Annotated in this window: 14 protein-coding genes; 8 read left to right on the top strand and 6 right to left on the bottom strand. The window is 68.3% G+C overall.

The window, feature by feature from the left end:
* The first annotated feature begins 175 nt into the window (after positions 1-175).
* The 5 genes from ACFYP0_RS15385 to ACFYP0_RS15365 all read left to right on the top strand — a co-directional run bounded on the left by ACFYP0_RS15385 (position 176) and on the right by ACFYP0_RS15365 (position 7384).
* Positions 176-1180 (top strand): LacI family DNA-binding transcriptional regulator, encoded by a 1005-nt coding sequence (locus ACFYP0_RS15385; protein WP_091407044.1) that lies wholly within the window; start codon positions 176-178, stop codon positions 1178-1180.
* A 144-nt stretch (positions 1181-1324) separates the two neighbouring features.
* A complete protein-coding gene (locus ACFYP0_RS15380; RefSeq protein ID WP_124854102.1) occupies positions 1325-3172 on the top strand; it encodes a glycoside hydrolase family 15 protein in 1848 nt (615 codons plus the stop codon).
* A 129-nt stretch (positions 3173-3301) separates the two neighbouring features.
* Positions 3302-3856, top strand: a complete 555-nt coding sequence (locus ACFYP0_RS15375) for a hypothetical protein (protein WP_124854103.1) — start codon at positions 3302-3304, stop codon at positions 3854-3856.
* A 620-nt stretch (positions 3857-4476) separates the two neighbouring features.
* On the top strand, positions 4477-6735 hold the full coding sequence (locus ACFYP0_RS15370) for a HelD family protein (protein WP_355493374.1): 2259 nt from the start codon (positions 4477-4479) through the stop codon (positions 6733-6735).
* 463 nt (positions 6736-7198) lie between these two features.
* On the top strand, positions 7199-7384 hold the full coding sequence (locus ACFYP0_RS15365) for a hypothetical protein (protein WP_386996391.1): 186 nt from the start codon (positions 7199-7201) through the stop codon (positions 7382-7384).
* Positions 7385-7530: 146 nt separating this feature from the next.
* On the opposite strand, the gene ACFYP0_RS15360 is transcribed toward ACFYP0_RS15365, so the two are convergent.
* Positions 7531-7677: a VOC family protein gene (locus tag ACFYP0_RS15360; RefSeq protein ID WP_158629548.1), complete on the bottom strand. Its 147-nt coding sequence runs from the start codon at positions 7675-7677 to the stop codon at positions 7531-7533.
* A gap of 44 nt (positions 7678-7721) precedes the next feature.
* Between ACFYP0_RS15360 and ACFYP0_RS15355 the strand changes: the two genes are divergently transcribed.
* Together ACFYP0_RS15355 and ACFYP0_RS15350 are read left to right on the top strand one after the other, a co-directional pair.
* Positions 7722-7934: a hypothetical protein gene (locus ACFYP0_RS15355; RefSeq protein WP_244218783.1), complete on the top strand. Its 213-nt coding sequence runs from the start codon at positions 7722-7724 to the stop codon at positions 7932-7934.
* Between the two features lie 52 nt (positions 7935-7986).
* Positions 7987-8649 carry a class I SAM-dependent methyltransferase gene (locus ACFYP0_RS15350; RefSeq protein ID WP_124854106.1) on the top strand — a complete coding sequence of 221 codons (663 nt, stop codon included), beginning with the start codon at positions 7987-7989 and terminating at the stop codon, positions 8647-8649.
* 51 nt (positions 8650-8700) lie between these two features.
* On the opposite strand, the gene ACFYP0_RS15345 is transcribed toward ACFYP0_RS15350, so the two are convergent.
* Both ACFYP0_RS15345 and ACFYP0_RS15340 read right to left on the bottom strand, forming a co-directional pair.
* Positions 8701-9045, bottom strand: a complete 345-nt coding sequence (locus ACFYP0_RS15345; protein WP_355493373.1) for a hypothetical protein — start codon at positions 9043-9045, stop codon at positions 8701-8703.
* A gap of 98 nt (positions 9046-9143) precedes the next feature.
* Positions 9144-9872, bottom strand: coding sequence for an alpha/beta hydrolase (locus ACFYP0_RS15340; protein WP_244218730.1), 729 nt, complete (start codon positions 9870-9872; stop codon positions 9144-9146).
* A 375-nt stretch (positions 9873-10247) separates the two neighbouring features.
* Here ACFYP0_RS15340 and ACFYP0_RS15335 point away from each other — a divergent pair, with 375 nt between their 5' ends.
* The gene (locus ACFYP0_RS15335; protein WP_355493372.1) at positions 10248-10856 is read left to right on the top strand and encodes a TetR/AcrR family transcriptional regulator; all 609 of its coding nucleotides are present in this window, start codon (positions 10248-10250) and stop codon (positions 10854-10856) included.
* A 124-nt stretch (positions 10857-10980) separates the two neighbouring features.
* Here ACFYP0_RS15335 and ACFYP0_RS15330 read toward each other — a convergent pair whose 3' ends face one another.
* The 3 genes from ACFYP0_RS15330 to ACFYP0_RS15320 form a co-directional block, all read right to left on the bottom strand.
* Positions 10981-12420 (bottom strand): dihydrolipoyl dehydrogenase family protein, encoded by a 1440-nt coding sequence (locus ACFYP0_RS15330; RefSeq protein WP_124853411.1) that lies wholly within the window; start codon positions 12418-12420, stop codon positions 10981-10983.
* A gap of 1 nt (position 12421) precedes the next feature.
* A complete protein-coding gene (locus tag ACFYP0_RS15325) occupies positions 12422-12979 on the bottom strand; it encodes a hypothetical protein (RefSeq protein WP_124853410.1) in 558 nt (185 codons plus the stop codon).
* A gap of 82 nt (positions 12980-13061) precedes the next feature.
* Entirely contained in the window at positions 13062-13361 is a 300-nt protein-coding gene (locus ACFYP0_RS15320) for a hypothetical protein (RefSeq protein WP_208740753.1), read from the bottom strand.
* Positions 13362-13768 lie beyond the last annotated feature (407 nt).

The raw sequence follows: 13768 nt of genomic DNA, 5'->3' as shown, positions 1-13768 counted from the left end.
TGCCAGAACGGCACTCGCACGCCGCTTCATTGCCATCGATGTCTCCTCGACTAGTCAGTCGCGGTACTCGGCCTGCGGCGAAGTTTTACAGTCATGTAACTTGATGTCAATCGGTATCGATAACGTTTTCGAGTCGCTGGCGACGCGCCGCCGACGGGGCCCTATCATCATCGACGTGGTGTTTCAGCAGCGCGTCAAGATGTCGGATGTGGCACGTACTGCCGGCGTCTCGGTCGCGACCGTGTCCAAGGTCGTCAACGGCCGCTACGGCGTGGCCCAGGCAACCGTGGAGCGCGTCCAGCAGGTCATCCACGAGCTCGGCTACGAGGCGAGCCTGGGGGCGCAGAGCCTGCGTAGCCACCGCACCAACGTGCTCGGCATCCTGGTCGCCGAGTTCGAGCCGTTCTCGACCGAGCTGCTCAAGGGGGCGTCACAGGAGGTCGCCGGGAGCGGATACCAGCTGCTGGCCTACTCCAGCGGGGACGGCGAGGGCGCCGCCGTGGGGTGGGAGCGACGCTCGCTGGCCCGGCTCTCCGGCACACTCATCGACGGCGCCGTGATCGTCACGCCGACCGTGGTCGAGACCGAACACAGTTTCCACGTCGTGGCCGTCGACCCACACACCGGACCGTCCGACCTGCCCACCGTCGATTCGGACAACTTCGCCGGCGCCGTGCTGGCGACCAACTACCTGCTGTCCCTCGGCCACACGCGGATCGGGCACATCAGTGGACGCACCGACCTGAAGTCCGCGCAGCTGCGCGAGGCCGGCTTCCGCAGTGCGATGGCCGACGCCGGCGTGCCGGTGGACGAGCGGCTGGTCCGCGTCGGCGGGTTCCGGATCGAGAGCGCCGCCGGCACCGCCGCGGAGCTCCTCGCCCTCACCGACCGACCGAGCGCGATCTTCGCGGGTAACGACCTCTCCGCGATCTCCACGATGACCGTGGCCCGCGACATGGGCCTGTCGGTGCCCGACGACCTGTCGGTGATCGGCTTCGACAACGTACCGGAGTCGGCGCTGGTCAACCCGCCGTTGACGACCATCATGCAGCCGCTGCAACGGATGGGCGCCGAGGCGTTGCGCCTGCTGGTCGACCTGATCGCCGGCGTCGAACGCGACACCCACATCCGGCTCCCCACCGAGCTGGTCATCCGTTCCTCCTGCCGCCCGCTGCACTGACGCCCGGGGGCGGAAGCGCAGGACCCCGGCCGTCACCGTGGCTCGTGGGGGTACGCGACAGGGTGGCGGAACGTGAATCTCACCTAAGTCGACAATTCCTCCCCTAAATTCGGTCCGCAGGACGCAGCCGAACCGGGGAGAGACGTGGACAGCTATCCGGCGATCGAGGATCACGGGCTCATCGGCGACCTGCAGACCGCCGCGCTGGTGACATGCGACGGGACGGTCGACTGGTTCTGCGCGCCGCGGTTCGACTCGCCGAGCATCTTCGCCGCCCTGCTCGACAAGGAGAAGGGCGGCTACTTCCGGATCGCGCCGCACGACGTGCGGTACGTGACCAAGCAGCTCTATCTCCCCGGCACACCCATCCTGATCACCCGGTTCATCAGCGCCGACGGGGTGGCCGAGGTCATGGACTTCATGCCGGTCACCGGCGAGCGGGCCACCGACGCGCATCGGCTGGTCCGCACCGTCACCATGGTCCGAGGCAGCATGCGCTTCCGGGTGGAGTGCCGGCCGCGGTTCGACTACGCCCGCGAAGAGCATCAGCTTGAGCGCCACCACAACGGCTACGTCTTCCGCAGCCGGTCGGCGGCGCTGACGTTCCACCCGGTCGACCCCGTGCGGCGGTTGATCTCCGAACAGGGTGACGTCCACCTTGAGGGCGGCGACCTGGTCGCGTACGGCACGCTGAACGAGGGCGACACGGGCGGGGTGGTCCTGGAGACGGGCGGCGCCGAACCGCGCATCTTCGCGCCGGAAGAGATCCAGGGCATGTTCGAGTGGACCCGGGACTACTGGCGGCGCTGGCTCGAACGTTCCCGCTACACGGGGCGCTGGCGGGAGATGGTCGAGCGCTCGGCCATCACGCTCAAACTCATGACGTACGCGCCGACCGGCGCGATGATCGCCGCACCCACCACCGCGCTGCCCGAACTCGTCGGCGGAACCCGCAACTGGGACTACCGCTACACCTGGGTTCGCGACACGTCGTTCTCGGTGCACGCGCTGCTCGGCCTCGGCTTCACCGAGGAGGTCAGCCAGTACATGAACTGGCTGGACGAGCGGATCCGCGAGGCCGGCGACCACCAGGACCCGCTGAAGATCATGTACCGGGTGGACGGCTCCTCCGACCTGCACGAGGAGGTGCTGGACCATCTGGAGGGCTACCGAGGCTCCCGGCCGGTGCGGATCGGCAACGGCGCCGCCGACCAGCTCCAGCTCGACATCCACGGCGAGGCCCTCTACGCCATGCACCTCGCCGACGAGCAGGGCATCCGCGTCTCGCACCAGGTGTGGAAGAGCACCGTCCGGCTGGTCGACTGGCTCTGCCACAACTGGGACCAACCCGACGCCGGCATCTGGGAGAGCCGCCACCACCCCCGCAACTACACGTTCGGTCGGGTGATGTCCTGGGTCGCGCTGGACCGGGCCATTCGGCTGGCCACCCGCACCGGCCGCCCCGGGGACATGGCCTGCTGGACCGAACAGCGCAACCGCATCTACAACCAGGTCATGGCGCGCGGATACGACCGGGCCCGCGGCACCTTCGTGCAGGCGTACGACGAGAATGTGCTGGACGCGGCGCTGCTCGCCATGCCGGCGGTCGGTTTCGTCACGCCGAGCGACCCACTGTGGCAGTCCACCTTGCAGGCGATCGAGCGCGAACTGGTCTCCGACAGCCTGGTCCACCGGTACGACCCGGTCCACTCCCCCGACGGTCTCCCGGGCCACGAGGGCACCTTCAACATGTGCACCTTCTGGTACGTCGAGGCGCTGGCCCGTTCCGGCCGCCTCGACGACGCCCGGCTCACGTTCGAGAAGATGTTCACCTTCAGCAACCACCTTGGCCTCTACGCAGAGGAGATCGCCGCGACCGGGGAGCAGATCGGCAACTATCCCCAGGCGTTCAGCCACCTCTCATTGATCAACTCAGCGCTGACGCTCAACGACCTGCTCGACACCGAGGCCGACGCCCGCCGCAGGCGGTAGCGCCAGCATGTTGCGGCCGGTCGCCGCCCACGCGGAGCCGACGGCGGGAAGGGCTTGACGCGCCCACGTCGCATCGCGCATGGTCGAAACGAATCGACCATCTCGAATGTGTGGACGCGGGGAGAACCGATGAAGGCATTCGTCACCACAGTCTCGGTTGCGGTCCTGCTGCTCCTGGCCACGGGCAGCGCATCCCACGGCCAGCCGGCGGCGGACCCGCCCTGCACCGGGCAGATCCACCCGAACCCGGGGTTCGAGCGCGGCACCACCGGCTGGACGGCCGGCCCCCGCATCGTCGTGCTCGGCGACGCGACCCGGCCCGCACACATGGGCCGCGCGTACGCCACCTTCGCCGGGCTGGACGTTTCACGTGGCGACCTGCTGCGCACCACCGTCACCGTTCCGGCCGACTGCGACCTGACGGTCCGTTTCTGGGTGCGGACCACCACCACGGAGACCAGCCGCGGCGATTACCTGAACGTCGGGCTGGCGGTCACCGGGATACCCCCGAAGACGAGGTTCTCGCTGGCCTTCGACGGCGGGGCGGAGTGGCGGCAGTACGTCATGTCGAGCGGAACCGCCACGACCGAACGCACCGCGACGGTCAGCTTCGTCGCCAGCGAGACGGCCGGCAACGGCGCCACCGCCTTCGACGTCGACGACGTGTCCTTCAGGTTGAGCTGACCTGGCGGGGCAGCCCTCGCCGACGCGGTGATCGTCCTCGCGCCGCCCGACCTCGGCCAACGTCTGCCGTAGGTCGCCTCAGCGCGGTTGAGCGGGCCACTGGGCCGTCTCGAGAGCGGGGTGGCTCTTGATCGCCTCGACCAGTTGCTCGGACTTCCCGGTCGCACAACGAAGCCCAGGGGAATACCAGTGTTGGTGGTGTCCTCGTCGAGGTTTATGCCTCCGATGATCTCCGGCGCGAGGTCGCCAGATTCGAGCCGGTGGCGATGCAGCTCGTCGTGAGTGCCCAGACCCGCAAGGCTGGGGTTCTCGTACATCGAATGAAGAACCCAGGTCGACGATTGCCGACCGGCGGCGTCGTAGCCGGTGGCCGTCTCCCGAACAGGACGGTCCGCAAGCCAGGTCAGCAGCATGGCCGGAGCTTCAACGCGTTCCATCGACACGCCGCCATCCTGCCGCACCAGGCCCCGAGGCCGAAGAGCGCCACACTGCTCGGAACAGACCCACAGAACAGATGAAGACTGGACTGTCAATAAGAAATCGGGATTGGTGAGGCCACAAGCAACGCCGGAACCGCAAGGCATTGAGATGCCGATCTCTGCCGGCTGATTTCCTGGCCGGTGAGGGAAACCAACTCTATGCTTGCCGCCGAATGCGCTGCGGCTCATCCGGGCCGAGAGTTACCCCGATACAAGGATTTGCGAATGCACCGGAAGTCTGCCCTGAGCAACGGCACCGCTGGCGTCGACGAAGTAGCACCTGACGGCCAACTGCCGGCCTCTACCGCAGAGGATGCCGCGCGTCGATCCGCGGTCGCCGAGGAACAGGCGTTTCTGGATCTGGCCACGGCCCGGCGCGACAGGCTGGCCGCTTACCTGCAGATCGAGCTTTCGTCAGAGCCGCTGGACGCGTTGGAGCGGGCCCGGCAGCGCATGCTCCGCCAGCAGTACGACGAGCTACGGCGAGCAGAGGACGGTCTGGTGTTCGGCCGCCTCGACGGCCTTGACGGCACCGTGCGCCACGTGGGCCGTGTCGGTCTCCGCAACAATGGCGAGGGCGCTGAGCCACTGCTGGTGGACTGGCGCGCTCCCGCAGCTCGGCCCTTCTACACCGCGACGGCTGTCGACCCACAGGGTCAGGCGCGGCGCCGACACATCCGCACGACGGGATCGGCCGTCGTCGGCGTGGACGACGAGCCGCTGGACGGGAGCACGACGGCGGACCTCGTCGGCGAAGGCGCTCTCCTGGCGGCCCTCGACCAGCGCCGCACCGGTCGCATGTCGACGGCGATCTCCACCCTGCAACGCGAACAGGACGACATCATCCGGGCCGAGGCGACCGGTCCGCTGGTCGTCCAGGGCGGTCCGGGCACGGGCAAGACAGTGGTCGCCCTGCACCGCGTCGCGTACCTGCTGTTCACCCACCGAAAGATGGCCGAGCAGGCGGTCCTGGTCCTGGGCCCCTCGCCGCGGTTCCTCCAGTACATCGCCCAGGTGCTGCCGGCGCTCGGTGAGACAGCCGTCGTCTCGGCGACCTGCGACACCCTACTGGCCGACGTCCAGGTTGGTCGCGACGAGAGCCGCCTTCTGGCCGAAATCAAGGGCCGCGCCCTCTGGCAGCCCACGCTCGAAAGCTACGTCGCGTCGCTGCTCCCCCGACCGCGCGAGCTGAAGCTGCGCTGGGAGGGCGAGTTCTACGCCATTCCCGCCGCAACTGTGGCGCAGGCGCTCGCCTCGGCGACGCAGGGGCGCCCGTACCACCGCGCCCGCGCGGCGTTCGCCGAGCAGTTGCACCACCTCCTGGCCGATGTCGTCGCCGAGCAACGCGAGACGCTGATGGAGGAGATGGAGGAAGGCTTCGAGGAGATCCTCGCCCGCGTCGACAAGGGCATGGAGCATGACCACTCCCCCACCCGGACGTCCACCGGCAGCGACATCGACGGGTTGCTCTCCGAGGAGGAAGTCGAGCAGCTTCGTTGTCGTATCGCCGAGAACGCCACCATCGCCCGGTTCATCGAGGCATGGTGGCCCACCCTCGACCCCGAAACCCTGCTGGGTGATTTCCTGACCGACTGCACCCTGCTGGCCCGGTTCGCCCCACAGCTGTCCCCCGAGGAGATCACGGCCGTCGCGGCCGAGCCCACTCCATGGGCATCGAGCGACATCCCTCTGCTCGACGCCCTCGCCGACCTGCTCGGCGAGGTCGACACCCCGCAACCACAGGGCGAGTTCCTCGCCGATCGCGCTCGCCGCCAGCGCGGATGGGTGTACGGCCACGTCGTCATCGACGAGGCGCAGGAGCTGTCCGAGATGCAGTGGCAGATGGTCCTGCGGCGCTGTCCCAGTCGCTCCATCACCGCCGTCGGCGACATCGACCAGGCAGAGGCCGCGCACCGGCACACCAGCTGGGCGAAAGCGGTGCGGGCTGCCTTCGGAGACCGCTGGACCGGCGCGGAACTCACCATCTGCTACCGGACCCCGCGCGAGGTCATGGACCTCACCGGACCGGTCTTGAAGAAGGCTGGCAGCCACAACACTCCGCCACGAGCGGTACGCTCCTCCGGCATCGCCCCCTGGGAGCGCACGATCACACCGGCTGAGCTTGCCGGCGCCGCCGTGGAAGCAGCGCGGCAGTTGCAACAACGGTGGCATGGCGGCACGGTCGGCGTCATCGCCCCCGCGGACCGCATCGCCACACTTCAAGCCGTGCTGAGTGATGTGCCAGTGCTCAGCGCCACCCAGTCCAAGGGACTGGAATGGGACGCGACGCTCCTCATCGACCCTCATGGAATCGCCGCCGAACCGCGCGGTTGGAACGGCCTCTACGTCGCGCTCACCCGATGCACCCAGGAACTCGGACAGCTGACACTGACGCACTAGTCGTGACACTCATGACGTTCGTGGAGGCTGGGAGCACCGCTGCCGACCGTCCGAGGCGCACGCTGTGATCCTGAACCAGACACGGTCGCTCACGTCTCGACGAGCGGTCGGAACAAGCCCGAACAAGCCCGTGAGCAGCCCGGACAAGCGCGCTTGTGTTCGGGACAGCCATCGGCGGTAGCGACCGCCCATTCAGCGCCCATACGCTGAACGCCAATCACCCGTGACGCTGGCGAATCGAAGCTGGGAAACGATTTTCGCCCATACGGGTGCGGCCCTCGGGCATGTTCGGCAATCCGTCATCGCTGCCTGCTCATCCAAACGGCAGCCGCGCAGTTATGGAGGCGAAATCTTGAAAAGATCACTGCTAGCGCTGGCAGCAGCCATCGTACTTCCGCTGAGTACGCTGGCCGTGCCGACTCCCGCGTTCGCTGCGGGTTGCACGACTACGCCGTACATCGAAATGCGGTTCGCCGAAGCCCCGTGGCGCTACGGCTACAGCAGTTCGTCCAGGGTGGCCGGATACGCGTACCCCGAATACACCTACATCATGGACGGGCGCTGCACCAGCCCGGCCGGCCTCTTGTGGTACCGACGGGCTGCAGATCCAAGTGTGGTGTACATCTACAGCGCGCACCGGATCGACTAGCTTCGCACCCTGAGAAGGCATTCGGGGTGGCCACTGGGTCGAAGCGCTCTCCGCGCCGGGATGATTGGGCCCTCCGCGGGTCGTATCGTTCCGCTACGGAGGGCGCTTTCCCGATCCACTGCTGGGTCGCTGCCAGGTCGCGCGGCTCAGCCGCGTAGGCAGAAGGGATGGCCAGCCGGGTCGCGCAGGACGCGAAAGCGTTCCGGCGCGGGTTGTTGTTCTTCTCTGACGGCTCCGAGTTCGATCGCACGCGCCTCGGCATCATCGAGGTCATCGGGCTCGTCGACGGCCATGTCGAAGTGGATCTGCTGTGATCGTTCGCCCGTGGGCCAGGTCGGTGGCCGGTAGCCGACGCACCGGCAGCGGCGACCTGTTCGTCAACCCGCTGATGGCGATCTACTTCACCGTCGATCTCGACAAACTCGCGGCCCGATGCCTCTACCTCGACCGCATCGAGAACACCATCGGCAGACGGCAGGTCATCACACGCATCCAAGCGTTCCGCGACGAGCTTCTCGGCGCACGCATCCCCCGCGCTTTCCCGCACTGATCGCCCGGACGGCGGCAGGTGCGGGTGTCCATGGGCCCCTACAGTCCTCTCCGTGGACGCCAAGACCGCAGAGTTACGCGCCGCGCACGACGTCCTCGCCGAGCTCTATGCGGAACGCCTGACCGACGCTCTGGATCGCATGCCCGCGGAGAGGGCCGTCCTCGACCTGTTCTGCGTACTGGCGCTTGCCGCGGGGCGGGGCACCGACGTCGGCGACATCGGTTGCGGAACGGGGCGCCTCGCGCCCTACCTGGCAGCCAGGGGCCTGGCGCCCTGGGGAGTCGACCTCTCACCCGAGATGATCCGCGTGGCCCGCCGCGACCATGGGGCTTACCGATTCGACGTTGCCGACCTGCGTGAGCTGCCCTTCGAGGACGCGTCGCTGGTAGGCGTGGTCTGCTGGTACTCCCTCATCTTCCTGGCACCGGCCGATCGACAAGCCGCCCTCGGCGAGCTGTATCGCGTCGTCAAGCCGGGCGGCTATCTGGTGACCGCCTTCAAGGCCGGGACCAGTCAGGTCCGACGCGCGGGGCGCAGCAGCAATCTTGGCGTCGAGTTCGACCTCTACTGGCAGACACCGCAGGAGATGGAACAAGGTGTCACCGACGCTGGCTTCACCACCGTGTTCTGGGGTGGCGTCCCTGCCGATGCACCGGACAGCCCCGCCCAGGGATATCTCCTCGCCCATAAACCTGTGGCCCAGGCACCGCGTTGACAACGGCACGTCAGAGCAGGCCGGCGCGGTGTCACCTGGTTCGTCACTCAACTAGATCGCGCCGTCCTCCAGCTTGCTGAGCATCACCTCGACGTCACCGGATCGGATCATCTCTCCCAGGGCCGCCACCATCGCCTCGACTCCGGGCCTCGGAATGATGACCAGGTCGGAGCACCAGAAGTATCGGCCGCCCCCAACCTCCCCGGTCCCCGCCCACCGTTGCAGCAGACGGGCGATCTCATCCGTCGTCATGAACGTGGCGTAACGACGGGTGCCGTCGGCAAAGTACAGGTGCGCATCGATGTTGTCGGCAGTCTCCGGCTCGTCGTCCTGGCCGGCCATGAAATGAACACGAGCGCCCTCGACCACGCGGTCCCATTCCGCTGTCTGACTCACCGAGGCATCATCGCAGCTTCGGACACTCGGCCTGGGAACCGTTCTGCTCGGCACCGACAGCGGTGGAGTGAACCGGACCGTCGCTTCGACAAGCCTGGTCAACCCCGACGACTCTTGGACATCTGCATCGAGCGTGCGGTGGCGCGGGCGGCGGTGTCGATGAGGTCTGCGACCGGGCCGGGTTGCGAGACTGCCACCGCGTGGGAAGCGGCGATTTCCACTGTCGTGGAGCCCGCCCTGTCGGCCAGGAAGCGCTGCAGGTCCGGCGGAATGCCCAGGTCCTGAGTGGTGATCAGGGTCCAGGAGGGGATCGTCTTCCAGGCGGCCTTTGTCACGCCCTCCTCCTGGGCGCTCGCCGAGGCGGGCCGTTGCGTTGCCGCCATGATCTGGGCAGTGTCGGGGTCGACGTCGGCGGCGAACACCTCGGGGAACTTGTCCTGCAGGATGTACTGGTCCATGGTCGTGCCGCCGTCGTCGGAGGGGATCGGCACCATATTGATGCTGGTGGCGAGCTGACTTCCGGGGTACTTGCCGAGCAACCCGATCACACTTTCGCCTACGTCCGGGCTCACGCTGGCGACGTACACCAGGGCCTTGACGTTGGAGGCACCGGCTGCGGCCTCGGTCATGACCAGCCCGCCGTAGGAATGGGCGGCCATCACGACCGGTCCGGGCAGGCTGTCCAGGAGGGCCCGAACGTAAGCGGCGTCCTTCTGCACGCCGCGCAGCGGGTTGGCGACGGCAATGACCGGGTAGCCCCGCCGTTTGAGGTTGGCGATCACCCCATTCCAACTCGACGAGCCGGCGAATGCACCGTGGATCAGCACAACTGTCGGCATCTCCTGGGCAGACATGTCAGAAGCAGCGCTCATCTGAAGTTCCTTTCGAGGGGCTCGCCACCCGCTGCCTGCGGTATGCAGGCCGGACCGACGAGGACGGTCGACGGAGCATTTCCCCGGCATTGCGAATCAGCCCGCGCGATCCCGGCTCCGATGGGGTTGCCGCATCCAGAATCCCGCATTGATGAGCCCACTGTCAGCGGGATCGAAGAACGGAGTGCCTCGTCGAACACCTGGCCGGCGCCCGACTCGGACACGAGATGACCTGCCGGTCACTGTTCGCACGCTGTGCGGCGTTCGGGTGCCACGCCCAATGCCCGCAGGTACAGATCAGACCGAACGTTCTGTCGCTAAGATGGTTGGATGGCGAGCGACGAACCCAATGCCCGACCCTCTGAGGCACGTCTCAAGCTTCTGCGCACGGCGACCAGGATCTTCTACGCGGAGGGCATCCACTCCGTTGGCGTCGACCGGATCATCGCCGAGGCGAAGGTGACCAGGGCTACGTTCTACCGGCACTTCCCCAGCAAGGACGACCTCATCCTGGCCTACCTGCGTGAGGTGCATCAGCTGGAGCGCGGCATGGTCGACGAGGCCATCGCCGCGAACCGGTCGCCGGTCGAGCCGCTCCTGGCCATCGCCCATTCCATCGCTCAGAACATCCAGTCCCCCGGGTTCCGTGGTTGCGCGTTCCTGAACGCCGCAGCGGAATACCCCGACACGAACCATCCCGTGCACCAGGAACTGATGGCCCACCGGGCATGGTTCCTGGGCACCATCACCGCGCTCATGGCACAGGTCCACGAAGGAACGGCGGATCCCGCAGCGCGCCACTTCGTCATGCTCCGGGACGGCGCCATGGCGGCCGGATGCCTCTCCGACCCCACGTTGGTGTCCGAGACCTTCCTGCGCGGTGTCGAAGGACTCCTCAGGATCAACTCGGAGCGCCAGTCGACAGAGTCGGCCCGTTAGCCCCCGCACGACCCAGAGCTGGGCCACCCCCGGTGACGGGATGACCCAGCTCCTCATTGTTGCCACCACCGGTTGAGCCCGCCCTCGCTCACCGGCGACGGCACGGACGGCCGTACGGCTCAGATCAGCGGCCGTACGCCTCCAGCAGGCGCAGCCAGACCTCGCTGACGGTCGGGTACGCGGGCACGGCGTGCCACAGCCGCTCCAGTGGGACCTCGCCGACGATGGCGATCGTCGCGGCGTGGATCAGTTCCGCGACGTCCGGGCCGACGAGGGTGAGGCCGACGATCACCCGTCGGTCCTCGTCCACGACCATCCGGGCCTGCCCCTGGTAGCCGTCGGCGTGCAGCGCGGCCCCGGCGACGCCGCCCAGGTCGTAGTCGACGACCCGGATCCGCAGTCCGGCGGCCTCGGCTGCGGCTGCGGTCAGCCCCACCGACGCGATCTCCGGGTCGGTGAAGACGACCTGCGGCACGGCGCGCTCGTCGGCGGTGGCGACGTGCCGGCCCCACGGGCGGTCGTCTGCCGCTTCGCCCCTGGCCCGCGCCACGATCACGTCGCCCACCGCGCGAGCCTGGTACTTGCCCTGGTGGGTCAGGAGCACACGCCGGTTGACGTCCCCGGCCGCGTACAGCCATCCGTCGCCGATCAACGCGCCGGCAGAATCGACCACCCGCAGGGTGTCGTCGACCGTGAGCCAGGCGCCCGGCTTCAGGCCGATCCGGTCGAGGCCGACGTCGTGCGTGTTCGGCGTACGACCGATCGCGACGAGGATCTCGTCGGCCTCGACCTGGTCGCCGCCGGTGAGCGTGATGTGCACCGTGCCGTCGCCGTCGCGGCTCACCGACGTGGCCTCGGCACCGAGGTGGACCGACACGCCGGCTTCCCGCAGGGACTGCGTGACCCGCTCGCCGACGAACGGCTCCGCCAGAGTGAGCACTCCGTCGCGGACGAGCACCGTCACCGTCGATCCGAGGCCGGCGTACGCGGTCGCCATCTCCGTGGCCACCACGCCACCACCGATGATGGCGAGCCGGCCGGGAACCTCGCTCGCGGCGGCTGCCTCACGGCTGGTCCACGGTGCCGCCTCGCGCAGACCGGCGATGTCCGGCACCAGTGCGCCACTTCCGGTGGCGATGACGACCGCGTGTCGCGCGGTGAGCGAGGTGGTGGCGCCGTCCGCCCCGGTCACCTCGACGATCCGGTCGGAGCTGATCCGCCCCTGGCCTCGATACAGGGCGATCCCCGCGGAGTCCAGCCAGGACACCTGCCCGTCGTCCTTCCAGTGCGAGGCGACGGCGTCCCGGCGGCGCAGCACGGCCGCCGCGTCCAGCTCGCCGGTCACCGCCTCGCGCGCACCGGGCAGCTGACGAGCCGCCCGGAGCGCGGCCTGGCTGCGCAGCAACGCCTTGGTCGGCATGCAGGCCCAGTACGAGCACTCGCCACCCACCAGTTCCCGCTCGACGATCGCGGCGGTCAGGCCGCCCTGCACGACGCGGTCGGCGACGTTCTCCCCCACCGGCCCCGCGCCGATGACAATGACGTCGTACGTGGCGTTCTGCACGTCAGTTTCCCTTCGCGGCGCGGCCCAGGCGGATAGCCGCGATGAGGAAGAAGATGGCGCCGGGGATGGCGTAGCCGATCGCGTTGGTCAGCGCCGGGTTGTCCGCGGAGGCAGCGGCGACGAACGATCCACCGGCGACGACGGAGATGCCACCGCTGATGATCATCGGCCACTGGCCACCCATCTTGCGGCGGGTGACGGCCACGATCAGCTGAACCAGTCCGGCCACGACCGCCCAGGCGCCCCAGACCCGCAGGACCGCGGGGATGCCGGACGCGCCGGCGACGCCCAGGCCCACCGCGGCGAGCAGGCTGATCGCGACGTTCACGTACAGCAGGGTGGGCGATCCGGTGGCCCGCGACGCTCGGGCGTCGACGATGGCAGCGGCCACGTCGAACAGCGGGTAGAGCACGAGCAGCGCGGCGGTGAGGGGGTTGAGGTGCTTGGCGAGTGGGAGCGTCACCGCAGCCCAGACGATTGCGAAGGCGAAGCGACCGAAGTACAACCGCCGCAGGGCAGCGGCCGTCGTCGAGATGCCGGGAACGGCAACCGTGGTCATGGTCATCCTCTCGGTGATTCCGGAGCGAAGGGGACGCCCAGCGGGGGGGGTGCGGGCCGCCGCCGGGAGGGGAAGGGCGGTGCTACTCGATGTTTGAGAACAGCCCCGTGATCTCCACCTGAGCGCCCTGGAGCCCGCCGAAGACGGCACCGGCAGCGGGCGTCGCGACTGCGGCAGCGGCATCCTCGTAGCTGGCGAAGTACAGGTCGAGCGTCCGGTACGCGGGAGTGGGCGTGCCGTCCTCCTTCGGCCACACCTTGGCCGACTCGACCCGCTGAAGCTTCGGGAACGTCTCGGCGGCCCGGCGCACGTCGGCGTAGACCTTCTCGAACTCGTCGGGGTCCGCGGGGTTACCGATGACGAGCGTGATCTTGGTAGGCATGGCGATCTCCTTCAGGCGCAGCCGTACACCCGGCCGACACCAGGTAGAACGAACGTTCTGTCTGCGAGAACCATACCGACGCGGACGCCGGTCGTCAAGACCGATCGTTCTATCCACCATTTTGGTGAGGGCGGGGGTAGGCATGGCGCTGGCCACCACCAGTGAAGGAAGCGCCGGTTCGACAACAACGCGCGGTGCGCGCCCCGCCGGTAATCGCAGCGCTGCTCGACCATTGCGGCGACGCCGAGGCTGCCCACTCCCGCAGTCCGGCCCAGACGGCGAACCCCACGAGCCCGCCGTGAGGAATCCGCGGTCAGGTCCGCTCCGACTGGCGTCCCGCCGGAACCGACCAGGTACGCGGCGCTGTGGGACGTCGCTGCGGCGTGCACATCGGGGCCCCGTCCACC

The organism is Micromonospora arida, from assembly GCF_042873195.1.
Lineage (GTDB): Bacteria > Actinomycetota > Actinomycetes > Mycobacteriales > Micromonosporaceae > Micromonospora > Micromonospora arida.
The sequence above is the reverse complement of the archived record's forward strand: the minus strand, read 5'-3'. Positions and strand labels throughout refer to the sequence as shown.